Annotated in this window: 16 protein-coding genes; 5 read left to right on the forward strand and 11 right to left on the reverse strand. The window is 68.5% G+C overall.

Annotated features, from left to right (window positions below):
- Nucleotides 1-36 precede the first annotated feature (36 nt).
- Genes AC07V5_RS17490 through AC07V5_RS17515 form a run of 6 tightly spaced genes read right to left on the reverse strand, consistent with a single transcriptional unit; the run spans nucleotide 37 to nucleotide 6,667 of the window.
- Entirely contained in the window at nucleotides 37-633 is a 597-nt protein-coding gene (locus AC07V5_RS17490; RefSeq protein WP_495116948.1) for a TetR/AcrR family transcriptional regulator, read from the reverse strand.
- On the reverse strand, nucleotides 630-1,700 hold the full coding sequence (mltB, locus tag AC07V5_RS17495; protein ID WP_495116949.1) for a lytic murein transglycosylase B: 1,071 nt from the start codon (nucleotides 1,698-1,700) through the stop codon (nucleotides 630-632). Before mltB ends, AC07V5_RS17490 begins: the two co-directional genes overlap by 4 nt.
- Nucleotides 1,697-2,773 carry a hypothetical protein gene (locus AC07V5_RS17500; protein ID WP_495116950.1) on the reverse strand — a complete coding sequence of 359 codons (1,077 nt, stop codon included), beginning with the start codon at nucleotides 2,771-2,773 and terminating at the stop codon, nucleotides 1,697-1,699. Before AC07V5_RS17500 ends, mltB begins: the two co-directional genes overlap by 4 nt.
- Nucleotides 2,770-4,791, reverse strand: coding sequence for a transglutaminase TgpA family protein (locus AC07V5_RS17505; protein ID WP_495116951.1), 2,022 nt, complete (start codon nucleotides 4,789-4,791; stop codon nucleotides 2,770-2,772). The genes AC07V5_RS17500 and AC07V5_RS17505 overlap by 4 nt, the downstream gene beginning before the upstream one ends.
- Entirely contained in the window at nucleotides 4,788-5,771 is a 984-nt protein-coding gene (locus AC07V5_RS17510; protein ID WP_495116952.1) for a DUF58 domain-containing protein, read from the reverse strand. The genes AC07V5_RS17505 and AC07V5_RS17510 overlap by 4 nt, the downstream gene beginning before the upstream one ends.
- Nucleotides 5,772-5,821: 50 nt before the next feature.
- The gene (locus tag AC07V5_RS17515) at nucleotides 5,822-6,667 is read right to left on the reverse strand and encodes a ParB N-terminal domain-containing protein (RefSeq protein ID WP_495116953.1); all 846 of its coding nucleotides are present in this window, start codon (nucleotides 6,665-6,667) and stop codon (nucleotides 5,822-5,824) included.
- 176 nt (nucleotides 6,668-6,843) lie between these two features.
- Here AC07V5_RS17515 and AC07V5_RS17520 point away from each other — a divergent pair, with 176 nt between their 5' ends.
- Together AC07V5_RS17520 and AC07V5_RS17525 are read left to right on the forward strand one after the other, a co-directional pair.
- A complete protein-coding gene (locus AC07V5_RS17520) occupies nucleotides 6,844-7,326 on the forward strand; it encodes a GreA/GreB family elongation factor (protein WP_495116954.1) in 483 nt (160 codons plus the stop codon).
- A 57-nt stretch (nucleotides 7,327-7,383) separates the two neighbouring features.
- Nucleotides 7,384-8,073, forward strand: coding sequence for a glutathione S-transferase (locus AC07V5_RS17525; RefSeq protein WP_495116955.1), 690 nt, complete (start codon nucleotides 7,384-7,386; stop codon nucleotides 8,071-8,073).
- A 47-nt stretch (nucleotides 8,074-8,120) separates the two neighbouring features.
- Here AC07V5_RS17525 and AC07V5_RS17530 read toward each other — a convergent pair whose 3' ends face one another.
- The gene (locus tag AC07V5_RS17530) at nucleotides 8,121-8,975 is read right to left on the reverse strand and encodes a LysR family transcriptional regulator (RefSeq protein WP_495116956.1); all 855 of its coding nucleotides are present in this window, start codon (nucleotides 8,973-8,975) and stop codon (nucleotides 8,121-8,123) included.
- A 66-nt stretch (nucleotides 8,976-9,041) separates the two neighbouring features.
- Here AC07V5_RS17530 and AC07V5_RS17535 point away from each other — a divergent pair, with 66 nt between their 5' ends.
- Nucleotides 9,042-10,250, forward strand: coding sequence for a YbfB/YjiJ family MFS transporter (locus AC07V5_RS17535; RefSeq protein WP_495116957.1), 1,209 nt, complete (start codon nucleotides 9,042-9,044; stop codon nucleotides 10,248-10,250).
- Nucleotides 10,240-10,836 (forward strand): carboxymuconolactone decarboxylase family protein, encoded by a 597-nt coding sequence (locus tag AC07V5_RS17540; protein WP_495116958.1) that lies wholly within the window; start codon nucleotides 10,240-10,242, stop codon nucleotides 10,834-10,836. Before AC07V5_RS17535 ends, AC07V5_RS17540 begins: the two co-directional genes overlap by 11 nt.
- Nucleotides 10,837-10,868: 32 nt before the next feature.
- Here the strand turns inward: AC07V5_RS17540 and AC07V5_RS17545 are convergent, their stop codons facing one another.
- The 3 genes from AC07V5_RS17545 to AC07V5_RS17555 are packed head-to-tail and all read right to left on the reverse strand — an operon-like array spanning nucleotide 10,869 to nucleotide 12,473.
- Nucleotides 10,869-11,309, reverse strand: a complete 441-nt coding sequence (locus AC07V5_RS17545) for a hypothetical protein (RefSeq protein ID WP_495116959.1) — start codon at nucleotides 11,307-11,309, stop codon at nucleotides 10,869-10,871.
- Nucleotides 11,309-12,166 carry an MbnB/TglH/ChrH family RiPP precursor modification enzyme gene (locus AC07V5_RS17550; protein WP_495116960.1) on the reverse strand — a complete coding sequence of 286 codons (858 nt, stop codon included), beginning with the start codon at nucleotides 12,164-12,166 and terminating at the stop codon, nucleotides 11,309-11,311. The genes AC07V5_RS17545 and AC07V5_RS17550 overlap by 1 nt, the downstream gene beginning before the upstream one ends.
- Nucleotides 12,167-12,224: 58 nt before the next feature.
- Nucleotides 12,225-12,473: a hypothetical protein gene (locus AC07V5_RS17555; RefSeq protein WP_495116961.1), complete on the reverse strand. Its 249-nt coding sequence runs from the start codon at nucleotides 12,471-12,473 to the stop codon at nucleotides 12,225-12,227.
- A 336-nt stretch (nucleotides 12,474-12,809) separates the two neighbouring features.
- Between AC07V5_RS17555 and AC07V5_RS17560 the strand changes: the two genes are divergently transcribed.
- On the forward strand, nucleotides 12,810-13,397 hold the full coding sequence (locus AC07V5_RS17560) for a hypothetical protein (protein ID WP_495116962.1): 588 nt from the start codon (nucleotides 12,810-12,812) through the stop codon (nucleotides 13,395-13,397).
- Nucleotides 13,398-13,441: 44 nt separating this feature from the next.
- Here AC07V5_RS17560 and AC07V5_RS17565 read toward each other — a convergent pair whose 3' ends face one another.
- Entirely contained in the window at nucleotides 13,442-14,212 is a 771-nt protein-coding gene (locus AC07V5_RS17565) for a PEP-CTERM sorting domain-containing protein (RefSeq protein WP_495116963.1), read from the reverse strand.
- Nucleotides 14,213-14,235: the final 23 nt, after the last annotated feature.

A 14,235-nucleotide genomic window follows, 5' to 3' on the forward strand; every position in this document is an offset into this window, starting at 1 on the left:
CTCACCCGGGCGCAGCGGCCAGCTCAGCGCGCTTGCTCACATTTGCGTGGCACCGAGATAGCCGAACACGGCGGCAGCAATGCGCGTTTCCAGCGCCGCGGCGTCGCCGTCGCCGCGCATGCCGGCTGCGTCGGTCAGCGCGCGGATGAGCTGGCCGAGGTCGTCGGCGGCGCGGGCGATGTTCGGCTGGGGCGGCAAGCCGGGCATCAGCAGGATGCGCCGGATCAGCTCGACGAAGCCGCTCTTGCCCTCCAACGCCTGGCGGGTGGCAGGCTTCTCTTCCTCGAGGTCCAGCAGGCGGGCCAGCTCTGCGCGGCCGAGCTGCTGGCGCACGGCGGCGGCGATCAGGTGCTGCAGCGCCGCGTGGCCCGTGGGCTCGGCCAGGGCCGCGTTTGCGTCGTCACGAAAGCGTTCCTTCTCGCGCTGCATCAGCGCGATCAGCAGGGCGTCCTTGCCCGGGAAGTATTGGTAGAGCGAGCCGATGCTGACGCCGGCGCGCTCGGCCACGGCGTTGGTGTTGAAGGCCTCGAAGCCCTGGGCTTCGAGGATCTGCGCGGCGGCTTCGAGGATGCAGGCCACCGTCTCGACGGCGCGCGGCTGCGTCGGCCGCTTGCGAGGCCTCAGCCCGCTCATCTCGTCTGCAGCCGCCGTGCTTTCACCGCCTGGCCCAGCTCGACGACGGCCAGCGCGTAATAGGCCGACCAGTTGTAGCGCGTGACGACCCAGAAGTTCTGCGTGCCCAGCAGCACGGTGGTGGGCTTCTTCGGGCCGTTCTGCAGTTCGATGACGGCCATGGGGCCGTCGTGCTCGCGGGCCGCCTCGGAGGCCTGCGCGCCCGCTTCGGCAAGGTCGGCGGCCGTGAAGCTCGGCTTGATGTCGGGCGCCAGCAGCCGTGCGCGCTCGCGCTTGTCGGTGGGCAGCTTCACGCTGTAGTGCGTGGTCTGCCCGGGTTTCCAACCGTACTCGGACAGGTAGTGGGCCACGCTGCCGATGGCGTCCACGGGGCTGGCAACCAGATCGATGTGGCCGTCGCCGTCGAAGTCCACCGCGTGCTTGCGCCAGCTGCCGGGCATGAACTGCGGCCAGCCCAGGGCACCGGCGTAGCTGCCGCGCACGTCGGCGGCGTCCAGGCCGTTCTCGCGGCAGAGCTTCAGGAACTCGGCCAGCTCGTTGCGGAAGAAGGCTTGGCGGTCGGCCGCGCGTGGGTGCTCGGTGGGGAAGTCGAAGGCCAGCGTGGTCAGCGCGTCCAGCACCTTGAAGCCGCCGGTGACACGACCGTAGAAGGTCTCGACGCCGATGATGCCGACGATGACCTCCGCCGGTACGCCGTAGGTGCTCTCCGCACGGGCCAGCGCGGCCTCGTGCTCGGCCCAGAAGGCCAGGCCGGCGTCCAGCCGCTTGGGCTCGATGAAGCGGTCGCGGTAGGCCGTCCAGTTCTTGGCCGTGCCCACCGCCGCGGGCAGGATGAGCTGCTTCACGCGGGGCAGGTCCAGCGCCTGGCCGAGTTGTTCGCGCAGCGCGGCGGCATCCCAGCCCTGGGCGGCGGCGAGTTCGTCGGCAAAGGCGACGAGGGCAGGGCTCTGGCCGAGAGGCTCTGGCGGAGGCGCTGGCTTGGCGTGGCGGGGTTTGGCCTGGGCCGCGGTCACGCAAAGGCACAGGCTCAGCAGGAGGGCGGCGCAGGCGCGCAGTCGGACTGTCATTGAACTTTGAATTGGAACTCTTGCTCGAAGATGTGGTCGCCTGCGCATTCGTAGCTGGCGAGGGTGCGCAGCAGGACGGCCTGGAACATCGCCTCCATGGGCGGCTCCATGCGGCCCGAGACCAGGCGGACGTCGATGACGGCCGGTCTGCCAGCCTGCACCTCGACCACGAGCCTGAAGGTTGCCGCGCCCGTCCAGCGCACGGCCGGCATGTCGGGCTTGTCCATGCGAGTGCACTGCACGGCGGCCGATGGGTCTGCGGGCGCAGGGCGGTCGGCACGGGGCATCCAGGCCTTGGGCCAGCGTTGCTGCCAGCCGCCGGGCGTTTCGGTGCCTGCCAGCACTGGCCCGGGCGGGGGTGTTGGCGACAGGCGGGCCGGGGTGTCGGCCATGTCGCGCTTGAACTGTTCCAGGCGTTCAAACGTGTAGCTCATCAAGGCGCGGGAGAAGTCCTCATCGGCCGCCAGCCGTTCCAGCAGGGCCGCATCGCTGCCGGGGCATTGCGCCTGCCAGGCCGACCTGGCTTCGGCCGCGTCGGCGCGAGCGCCGCTCTGCAGCAGGTTGCGGGCAATGCGTTCGAAGCTGACACCGCCGCCCGCCTCACGGAAATAGCCCGTGCGCCGCAGGTAGGGGCGCAGCAGCGGCAGCCGGTCACGCGTCCACATCTGCGGGTGACAGGCGATCAGCGTGGCCGGGCGGGCGAACTTGCTCAACGCCCAGGCCGTGGCGCCGAACCGGTCCTTGTCGTTGACGTGGGCCCGCACGCCAGGGTCGGTGAGCAGCTTCTCGACGACATCGGCATAGCCGTTGACGGCCGCCTCCATCAGCGGTGTGCGGCCATAGGCGTCGGTCTCCAGCAGGCTTGGATCGCCGGGTCGGGCCAGGATGAGGCGCCACAGCTGCATGGCCACGTCCATTTCGGCCTCGTGCTGCCGTGTCCAGTCGCGGCTGTCGTTGGCGCGGGTGTCCAGGCCGAGTTGGGCAATCAGCTGGCGCGGTGTCGGTTGCGCCAGAGCGGCTCCAGCAGCCAGGCCGAGCGCGAGCAGGGAAAGGAGGAGGCGAATCGGTTTCACGCGCGCAGCATACGGGCGGCGGCGCGGAACTCGCCCCATGCTGGCACCGCTGCGTTAGGGGCGTAGCGCGAGCGCTCCAGCTGCTCCAGCCACTGTGCGGCGGGCTCGGCCTTCTGGCCCAGCTGGCGGCGCAGCGCGCGCGCCCAGGCGGCGGGGCTTTCGTGGGCAGGCAACGAGACACCCGCGCGTTGGAGCTGCGCGGCGATGCGCGCTCGCTGCCGGCTCCAGGCGTCATGCGGCCGGCTGCTCCAGCGTATCCAGCCCGCGCCGGCCAGCGCCAGCGCCAGGATGACGCCGGCCAGGGCCTGGCCCAGCGCCGTCCAGTCGGGCTGGCTGAAGCCCAGGCGCTTGAGCAGGTCGAACTGGTTCTCGCGCGAGTAGTTCAGCACCAGTTGCTGCCAGCGGTTGTTGACGGTCTCCCAGCCGCCGCGCATGGCCCGCCACAGCGTCGGGTTGAACTGGCCGAGCGCGCCCGGCTCGGGCCGCAGCGCCATGCCCTGGATGACGCGGTTGGGTGCGACGGCGGAGGTGGGGTCGCTGCGCATCCAGCCGCGGCCTTCGACCCAGTACTCGGCCCAGGCGTGGGCGTTGGCGTTGCGCACGACGTAGTAGCCGTCCTGGAGGTCTGCATCCCAGCCCTGGAAGCCGGTGACGATGCGCGCGGGCACGCCCATGGCTCGCATCAGCACGACGAAGGCGGAGGCGAAGTGCTCGCAGAAGCCCAGGCGCCGGTCCAGCCAGAACTCGTCGATGACGTGGGGCGAGTCCCGGCCGTAGCGGCCGGGCTCCAGCGTGTAGGTGAAGTCTTGGTCGCGCACATGCGCCAGCAGTGCGGCAGCAAGGCTTTCCGCGCGCGGGCCGGGCTCCAGGGCGGCAAAGCGCGGCTGGGCGGCCAGTTCCGCGGCCCAGGCGCGCGAGCGCGGGTTGCTGCCGGCGGGCAGTTCAAGGTCGGTGGCGAGCTGCAGGCGGTTGCGACGCGCGCCGGCCTGCCAGGCCAGGTGGGCACTGCTGTTGAAGCGCAGCCGCTCGGTGATCGGCCGTGGCGACAGCCATTGCAGCTCAGCGCCGCGCACGAGCACCAGGTCGGTCAGGGGCAGTTCGCTGCCAACGCCTCCCGGGCTCATCTCCAGCAGCGGCAGTACCGGGATGCGCAGCGGCTCCAACGTCATCTCGTAGCGCAGGGCCGGGCCGGTGGCGGCCAGTTCGTCGCGGCCGCGCAGCCAGCTCTGGCTGGCACGAGGGTCGGGCGCGCGCCAGGTCTTGCCGTCGAAGCGTGTCAGCACCGGGCCGCGGAAATAGCGCTGGTCGGGCGGCGGTGGCGGGCCGTCGAACTTGAGCCGCATCGCGATGCTCTCGTCGTTGGCGATCTCGTTCATCGCGCCGAACTCGAGCTGGTTGGACAAGCCTGTCTTGCCGATGGACTCGGTGGGGATGCCCCACAGCGGCGCCACACGCGGGAACAGCACGAAGAGCAACACCATGACCGGCAAACCCAGCGCCGTGGTGCTGGCGGCACGCCGTGCGGCGATGGCGATGCTGGGCACCCCGGTGGGCATCTGGGCCAGCACGACGGCCGCCAGCAGCCCCCACAGCGACACCAGCGACCACACGGCCATCAGCAGCGACTGCGAGTACAGGAACTGCGTCAGCACCAGGAAGAAGCCCAGGAAGAAGACGACGAAGGCATCGCGGCGGGCGCGCAACTCCATGGTCTTCAGCGCCATCAGCATGACGAGCAGCGTGATGCCGGCCTCGCGGCCGATCAGCGTGCGGAAGGTCAGCCAGGTCAGCCCCGTGTAGGCGGCGATGACAGCAGCCAGCCACCAGCGGCCGGGCAGGGGGCGCTGGCGCGCCGCCAGCAGGCCGCGCCAGGTCAGCACCAGGGTGGTCAGCGCGATGCTCCACCAGGGCAGGTGATCGGCATGCGGCGCGATGACGGCGGTGATGACGCCGAGCAGGAAGAAGCTGTCGCGCGTGTCGCGCGGCAGGCGGTTCCACCAACTTCCGAAAGCAGTCATGCGGCGAACCCCGCGAGTGCTTCCAGGCACGCTCGGGCGTGAGCGGCGCCAAGCGACGGCGCGATCTCCGGGCCGGCCAGGCGCAGGCCATAGGGCTGCCCCAGGCGTTCAGCGGCCAGCACCCAGGCGGCCAGGCGGGACAGCCGCGCCTCGGTGTCGCGGCCCTGGGTGTCGCGCCAGTCCAGCCACAGGTCCTGAGCCAGCGGTGCCTCGGTCTCGCGCACCCACAGCGGCAGGCCCTGGTCCAGCGCGAGCGCCGACTTGCGCCACAGGATCTGCTTCATCGAGTCGCCGCGGCGGTAGCTGCGCACGCCGGAGAAATCGGTACCGCTGGAGGACTGGCGGGTTGAAGCCGCTTCGCCGGCGCCGGCCTCCGCCTGGGTGGGGAAGGGCGCCAGCACGTCCTCGGGCCGTGGGTAGACCCAGACCTTGCTGGCCGGCCGCCAGTAGCTCCAGGCGCGGAAGAAGCCGAGCGGGAAGCGCGTGGTGACGACGAGGCGGGGCAGCTCGCGCAGGCCGCGCTTTTCCGCGGGCAGGCGCAGCTCCATCACCGCGTGGCCCAGGGCGGGCACGTCGATCCAGGCCGGCTCGGTGGCGCCGCTGTCGAGCTGGGCGCTGACGGCGATGCCGAAGCGCGCCGTACCGGGGTTGTGCAAGCGCAGCTCCAGCGCGTATTCGTCGCCGGCGTGCACGCCTTCCGGGGCCTTCAGGTCCATCTGCAGGCCGCGCAGGTTGGCGTGCGTGGTGTGCATGGACGCCAGGCCCGCGCCGGTCAGTGCGAACGTGAGCGCATAGCCCAGGCTGAGCTGCTCATTGATGCTGGCCAGCAGCAGCACGCCCAGCGTGCCGCAGAAGGCCACGCCGGCCCAGGTCGGCACGATGTAGACGTTGCGCTGCGTCGTCTGGTGGGTATCGGCGGGCGATTGGCGAGCCTGCCACCAGAGCTGCCAGCGGTGGCGCAGGGCTTGGAGGGGTGCCATGGATCAGAGGATACGTGGGGTTCGCGCGCCTCGCAGTGGCCAGGCTTCCTTCAGAACGGCGCGGGCGTTTCCTCGTCATGGGCCGCGGCCGGGTTCGACGCTGACTGCCCCGAGCGAAGCGCCGCCAGCTCCTGCCGCAACGCCGCGTTCTCGGCCTCGAGCGCCGCGACACGCTGGCGCAGGGACTCCACCGTGTGCTCCGGCGCGGCGGGCTCGGCCGCATCCGCTGCCGAGTCGGCGGCGGGCGGCTTGCGCTTGGTCTCGCGCACGCGCTTGGCCGCCTGCTTGAGCTCTTGCGCACCAGCGGCGGCGGCGGCCGTCTGCTCATCAGCCGGCAAGGTGGCGACGGCCGCGGCCGCGTTGATCGAGATCGTGCCGGCCTTCACCGCCGCCACCACCTCGGGCGCGGCCTGCTTCTGGATCTTCTCGATCATCACCACCTGGTTGCTGCTCAGGCGTGCGGCCTTGGCGATCGCCTCGCGCGTCTGCAGGCCGTCCTGGGCGGGCGCGGGTGCCTGGGCCTCGTGGCTGGTGGCGGGTTCAGGCGTCTCGGCGGCCGAGCTGCGCGCACGCCGCTCGGCCACGATCTCGCGCTTGCGCAGTGCCAGCACACCGCGCTGGAAATCCGAGATGCTGCGCCGGCCCAGGTGCTGGTCGATCATCCACAGGTGCACGTCCTCCATGGACCTGAAGCGCGTGTTCTGCACGGTCTGGAAAGGCAGCCCATGCTTGCTGCAGATGCCGTAGCGGTTGTGCCCGTCCACCAGCACATCGCCCCAAAGCACCAGCGCATCGCGGCAGCCCTCGGCCAGGATGCTGCGTTCCAGGGCCTCGTGCTCCTCCGGCGTCAACGGGTCGATGTAAGCCTTGAGTTCTTCGTTGACGACGATGTCCATGGAGCAGGGGGCAGGGAGAAGGAAAAGGGGGCGAATTCTAGGGAGTGTCGAAACTTGGCTTCGGTCGAGCGGCTTACGGGAGTTGGCGCTGCGCGCGCCAAAGGCCTGAGGGGCCGGTCTGGTGGAGCCCTTCATAATCAAGAAGCCCCGCTTGTTCGAGATGCCTACCTTTTGTCATGGATAAATTCTTGCTGCAACAGCAGGTGCTCGAACGGCTCGCCGAAGACTTGCTACAAGCCGAACAGGCAGCGCGGGTGGCGCATGAAACGGCGACTCACGAAGAAAACATCGCCGAAAACAAATACGACACATTGGGTCTCGAAGCCGCCTACCTGGCCACCGGCCAAGCTCGTCGCGCCGAAGCCATCCGCCAGGCGATCGCCAATTGGCGCCAATTCCGCCCAAGCCCCTACGACGCCAGCAAAGGCATACAGATCGGCGCGCTGGTCTGCCTGGTCGATGCCGACGACAAGCAGCAACAGCTCTTTCTCGGCCCGGATGGGGGCAGCATGAAGTTGGTCAGCGGCGATCAGATCGTTCAGGTCATCAGCGGCGAGGCCCCTTTGGGCAGGGCCATGCTGGGTAAATGCGAGGGCGATGAGGTGTCAATACAGGTCGCTCCAGTCCGACAGCAGTTTGAGGTGCTGCGGGTTCATTGAGCCGCAGCCAAACGCACGCCGAACTGACTTGATCGTGCAGCCGCACAGACCTTGCCCATGCACGCATCGACGCTGACACCGCACGCACCACTCTCCCCGCCAGATCCGCAGTTGCCGCGGCTCTACACCTTTCGCCGCTGCCCCTATGCGATGCGCGCACGGATGGCGCTGCTGCAAGCCGGGCGGGTCTTCGAGGCAGTGGAGGTCAGCTTGCGCGACAAGCCGGCAAGCCTGCTGGCCTTGTCTCCCAAGGCGACGGTACCGGTGCTGCAGTTGCCCGATGGCAGCGTGATTGAGGAGAGCTGGGACATCATGCGATGGGCACTGGCTGCGCCCGATGCGCAGGGCTGGTGGGTGCGGGCGCAGTCGCCTGCAAACCTTGACCTCGTACAGCGAAACGACGGCGACTTCAAGCATCACCTGGACCGCTGGAAGTACCCCCAGCGCTACGCGTGTGAGGCCCTCACGCCAGAAGCACACCGCGACAGGGCGCTGGATGTGCTTCTGCGACCGCTGGAGGCACGGCTGCACAGCGAGCCCTGCCTGGGCGGCGCCACGCCATGCGCCACCGACTTGGCCCTGTTGCCCTTCGTCCGCCAGTTCGCCTCGGTGGACCCGGAATGGTTTGCAACGCTGGACTTGCCGTCGGTACGGTCCTGGCTGAACGGCTGGCTCGTCAACCCGTTATTCGTTGCTTGCATGGTCAAGTTACCCGCGGAAGGGGCGAATCGCTTTCCGCCGCTCTGATGCTTGCTTGGCTGTCGATCAAATCTCGATGCGGGGCCTGCAGCGGGTCACAGCAGCTCCTGCAGCTTCGTCAGAGCCGTGGTTGCCAGCCCGTGCCACACCAGATGCGTGACATTCCTGCGCACCTTCGCTGGCACTTCATGCTGCAGCACCTCTTGTGATGATTTGAGCGTCTCCAGCAGCGACTTCGGCACAAGCGCGAACCCGGTGCCGGCGGCCACGCAGGCCACCATCGCCTGGTATGACGAAAACTCCAGCGTGCGCGCGGGCATCACCGACGACGCACCCAGCCAGTCCTGCATGCGCTTGCGGTACGAGCAACCGTCGGCAAAGGCGATCAGGGTCATGCCTGCGAGATCCGACGCGCGCGTGACCGGCGGAACGCCGCGCGCGGTGATGCACACCAGCTCTTCCTCGAACACCTTCATCGCGTTGAGGTTGGGCGCCGTGAAGGGCTGCGACACGAACGCCGCGTCCAGCTCGAAGTTGGACACGCGATGCACCAGGGCGCCGGTGGTGCCGGTGGCCAGTTCCACCACCACGTCGGGGTACTGCGTGTGGAAGCGCGACAGGATGGGCGCGAGGCGGCTGCCCGCCGTGCTCTCCAGCGAGCCGATGCGCAGCACGCCCATGGGCTTGCCGCTGCGCAACTCGCTTTCGGCCTCATCGGCCAAGCGGAACAGCCGCTGCGCATAGGCCAGCAGCCGCTCGCCCTCGGGCGACAGCACCAGCCCACGGCCCTGCCGGCGGAACAGCGGGCAGCCCAGACGCTGCTCGAGCTGCTTCACGCGCGTGGTCACGTTCGACTGCACGCGGTTGAGCTTCTGCGCGGCGCGGATCACACCGCCTTCCTGGGCAACGGCGCGAAAGATCTCCAGCGAGTCCAGATCGATGCTTCTCATGGAGAGAATGATTTATCAATATTATTCATTTGTGGGCAGCGTCGATTCTCGGTCTACTGCACAGCCATGGCAACCGCAACCCGCCCTCCATCGACCCTCGCGTTGTGCATCGCGGGCGCGCTGTCGCTGGCGGTCGCGATGGGCATTGGCCGCTTTGCCTTCACGCCGGTGCTGCCGCTGATGATTCGCGAGGGCCAGCTCGACGTGGCAGACGGCGGCTGGATCGCGGCCGCCAACTATCTCGGCTACCTCGCGGGCGCGCTGACCGCCCGCAAGCTACCGGGGCGCGCCACCCAGCTCGCGCTGTTGGGCCTGGTGCTGACAGTCGTGCTCACGGCGGCCATGGCGTGGCCGGGCGCGTGGGGGTGGGGAGCATGGCGCTTCCTTGCAGGTGCGGCTTCTGCCTGGGTGTTCGTCGCGACCGCCGTGTGGTGCCTCGGCGCCTTGGGTCAGGCGGGCAAACCGCAAGCGGCCAGCTGGGTCTATGCCGGGGTCGGTTCGGGCATCGCGCTCGCCGGGTTGCACGGGTGGGTGGCCGGCATGGCCAATGTTGCAGCGTCCGCCCTGTGGCTGCAGCTTGCGCTGCTGGCGCTGGTGCTGTCGCTGCCCGTCGTGTTCGTGCTGCGCCGAATCCAGCCGCCGGCGCCTGCACCGGCGGCTCCAGCGGCCCCAGCCGCACCCGGGGCTGCCTCCGGTGTTTCGTGGGGCCTCATGTTCTGCTACGGCGTCATGGGCTTCGGCTACATCCTGCCGGCCACCTTCCTGCCCGTGCTCGCGCGCAATTTGGTGGACGACCCCGCCACGTTCGGCCTGGCGTGGCCGGTGTTTGGTGGCATCGCCGCCGTCTCCACCCTCGTCGCCGGCCGGTGGCTGCAGCGGCGGCCGCACGTCGAAGTGTGGGCGGTCTGCCAGGCGTTGATGGGAGTCGGGACACTGCTGCCCAGCCTGTGGACGAATGGCTTCGTCATCCTGCTGTCGGCGCTGCTGGTGGGTGGCACCTTCATGATCGTCACGCTGGCAGGTGTGCAGGTCGCGCGCGCTCGCACCCAGGGCGACCCGCGCAGCGCGGTCGGCCGCATGACTGCGGCGTTTGCCATCGGGCAGATTGCCGGCCCCGTCGCATCGGCCCTGCTGCTGCACGTCCCATCGCTGCGTGTGAACGGTCTTGACATCGCGTTGCAGGTCGCGGCAGCGTCGCTCTTCGCCACCGCCGTGTGGCTCTTGCGCGAGTCGCGCGCCCCTCGCCCGTCAACGGAGATTGCCCATGCCCACTGAACAAGGTTTCGCCGCGCACGCTCGCGAGCGCCTGCCCATGCCTGCTGCCGACGCGATGAACGATGCGCAGCGCGCGGCGGCACAGGCCCTCATCGACGGCCCGCGCAAAGGCGTCTATGGCCCCTTCCTGCCACTGCTGCGCAGCCCGGACTTGCTGGATCGTGTCGCGAAGGTCGGCGAGTTCCTTCGCTTCGGCAGCGCCATCGATGCGCGCGTGCGCGAGCTCGTCATTTGCGCCACCGCACGCCACGAGGGCAACCAGTTTGAGTGGCTGATGCACGCGCCGCTGGCCGTGCAGGCGGGCGTCAACGCCGATGCAGTGGAGTCCTTGCGGCTGGGGGCTCGCCCCAAGGGCCTGCAAGCCGACGAAGAGCTGGCCCTGGACTTCACCCACGAGCTGCTGCACACGCACGGCGTGAGCGACCCAACCTACGCCGCAGCGCTCGCGACGTTCGGCGAGCAGGTTGTGGTGGAACTCACCACGCTCATCGGCTATTTCACGATGGTCAACTGGGTGATGAACGTTGCGCGCACGCCCGCAATGGCCAGCGCGAAAGGCGAGCCGCTGCAAGCCTTTCCGGCATAGCAAATTGCCCTGCAGAAAAGCGGTCCGCCCGCTCAGGAACCGGTGGCGACGAGGCGCGTGGCCTCGAGCCGCGCGGCAACCTCGGCATGCTCTTCCTGCAGCGCCGCAAGCGCCGCGTCGGGCAGCACGGCGTGCTCGCGCAGGAAGCGGCAGAAGCGGTCCGCCTCGACCAGAAAATGCACGTCGGTGGTCGGCTCGGTGGCCCAGTAGCGCGACAGCAGCTCGGGCAGTTCTTCGCGCACCAGCTCGCAGGTGCGCGGCAGGTTGAGCGCCACCGGCGCGAGCCGGTTGGCGCGGTACAGGATGCAGTTCGCCTCCATGCCTTTGCTCGCGGCGATCGAATCCAGCCGCCGCCACTCGCGCTCGGTGATGTCGTAGCGCTGGCTCAGCACGGCGGGATTTGCCCGCACTTCGCGGCACAGGTCGGGCGACGCCGTCAGGTCCGCGAGCGCGCGCTGGAACTCCGCCAGCATCACGCCACCTCGACGGCCGGCTCTGCGGCAATACGCGCCGACAGCTCGCGCATGCGGTCGATCTCCTGAGCCACCCCGTCGACGCCGAGCCGCTTGTGATAAGACTCGTGGTACTCGTAGGTCAACGCCCGCAGGTTGGGGAATCGCGGGGCCCATTCATCGGCGAGCGTCCATACGTCCGGTGGCGTCGGGCGCGAGTGCGAATCGGTGTAGTGGCCTTTGAGCCAGTCGCCGCCGGCCAGGTGGATCTCGACGACGATCCGCGGATCCAGCCGCGACAGGTAGTCCTCGGCCGAGATGCCGAGGTTCAGCGTGTTGGCGTAGAGGTTGTGCAGGTCCAGCAGCATGCCGCAGCCGTAGTCCGCATGCAGCCGGTTGAAGAAGTCCGGCTCGCTCATCTCCGGATCGGGGACCGCCGAGAAGATCGTGCCGTTCTCCAGCAGGATCTGCCGTCCGAGCGCCTGCTGCAGGATCCTCGCCTTGGCGCCGACGATCTCAAGCACTTCGTGGTCGAACGGTACCGGCAGGCCCATCCCGGCCTGCGCATCGGGCACGCTGCGGCCAGGCACGAGGAACATGCTCATGTGCTCGCTGTACCAGTCGAACTGCAGGTCCTCGTGCATCGCAACGACCCGCTCGAGCAGTGCCTCGTCGAGCGGCATTGCGCTGGGCAGTGACAGGCCGATGCCGTGGCCGATCACGCGCCGGTTGCGCGCGTATCGGCGCAACTCCGCCTCGGCCTCGCGGGCAAGGCAGAACCGGTGATCCGCCTGCTGTCCGAAGTCGTACCAAAACCGGTCCGGGATGACTTCGATGAAGTCGACCCGCGGACCGAGGGCATCCAGGACGATGGGCACTGCCGGGTTGTACAGCAGCCCCACCATTGGAGCGGAACGGACCATGCCGTAGGCCCGCTCAGGTCTGGCCGAGACCGACTTCCAGGACGGAGTCGAAGTTCTTCTCCCAGATCACATCGATCGTGCCGGACAGGCACGCGCAACCGGTCAGTTTCTTGATGACGTCGTTGATCAGCACTTTGTTGATCTCGCCGATCTCCGCTGGCGTGAGCTTGCCTGGATGGGACACCCGAACCGCGCGGGTCGAGCCCTTCTTGTCCAGAAGGATCTGCGCCGTGCGCAGCGCGGCTGCTTTCTTGGTCGCCATAAGACCTCCATTCCACGAAGCCGCGATCCGCGCGGCCCGGCTGGTCTCCTGGGCTCGTCCACAGGTCGCGCCTGGGAGGCCGCGGCCAGCATGCCAGATCGGTTTCGGGCCCGCACCCCCTACAACTGAGACCCGAGGCTGCTGACCAACGGCTGCGGCGCCGCGACACCCCGCCGCGCACCGCCAGCGTGGCGAGCCAGCACGGTGGGAATCTCGCGCATGAAGCCGCGCGAGCTGCCGTGGCCGCTAACGTGCTGGCCGCAGGCCGGCAGCCGCCTTTCCAGCCTGAAACGGCTTTAACCTGATCCTGGCGCAACCACCAACCATTCAACCTGCATGACCCTCAATCGCAGTTCCATCTTGACCATTGCGTTGGCCGCAGCGCTGCCAGGCTGCTCGACCGTTGGCCAGGGCATTTCTGAAAACCTGAAGGTGATTCCTTCGGGCAAGGGCATGGTGCTGTTCTCGACGAGCGCAGACCAGACGAGCGCGTCGTTCAGTACCCACCTCACCTTGGTCGAGGGCAGCACGCTGAAGCGGTACGACAAGGTCGTCGTCCAGATCGACTACCCGTTCAATACCTCGCATTTTGGTGGCGGCCTCCACGGCCATGCACGCACGCTGACCCTGCCGGCCGGCGACTACTACTTCATGCCCACCTCGACCAACCCGTACTTCGGGATGCAGGAGGCCCCCATCTTCAAGTTCAAGGTGGCTTCGGGGCAAGTCTCCTACCTGGGCAACATCCACCTTGCGGGGCGCAGCCTTCAGGCCACCACCAAGTTCTATGAGCGCGACGTGGCCCTGTTTCAGCAGAAGAACCCGGATCTTGCTGCGTTGAGCATCACCCGGTCCGCGTTTGAGAAGGGTCCCAAGCTCTCCGAGTTCCGTATTAACGGTGTGATCTGGGACGCACCTCAGTGATTGGACAACTGTCGCTGGTGGGCCTCCTCGCTACGCGGTGCGCTTCATGCTCGACCGCGAAGACGCCGATGTCCCCAGAACAGAGCCAGTCCGATCGTCATCAATGCCCAGGCCCCCGGCTCGGGCACGGTGCTCAGTACGCCGATCGCGTCGGGATCGGGGGTTCCCTCACCCCAACCAGGTCGGCCGCTGATCGCGGCGAAGTCCACAGCGAAGTTGGCCGCGTGCGCATCGATGCTGGCGGGAGCCTTGATCAGCAGCCAGGACCAGATCTCGGTGGGCGGCGCACTGGTCCCGAACAAGGCGTTGTACTGCGCGCCCTTGATCGAACCGGTAAGGAACGACGTGCCTGGCGCATTGCCGGTGCCCGTCGTCTCGTTGAATTCGGCGGTCACACTGACGCCGTTTGCGCTGAAGACCCAGGCTGCGCTCTCCCACCCGCCACTGGCAGCCGGCGAACCCGCGTTGGCCTCCCAGGCAAGCAGGTCGTAGCTCGCCAATGCTGCCTCACTCAGACCCAAGGCTTGCGCCAGGCTGCTGTAGTGCACCGGAGCGTTGAACTGGGATGCCCGCCAGGCTGAACCGGCCTGTGTCGACGCATCGGGGCTACCGACGATGCCGGCAGCCTCCCCGCCGTCGGTCAGCGTACCCGCGCTGGCCCATTTGACGACGATCGCCGACGCGCCGCCTGGCGCGGCAAGGCAAAGCGCGATCACCATCGGCCAAAGCCGCGCCAGCGCCCGAGGAGGGCTTACGCCGGGCGCATGGAGATCGGGTGTCGTGCGTGTGGCGTGTTGGTTGTCTTCGAGGTTCATCTGAAGCTCCGGTGGGTTGCGTC

The sequence above is a fragment of the Roseateles sp. GW821-FHT02E12 genome (assembly GCF_059421665.1).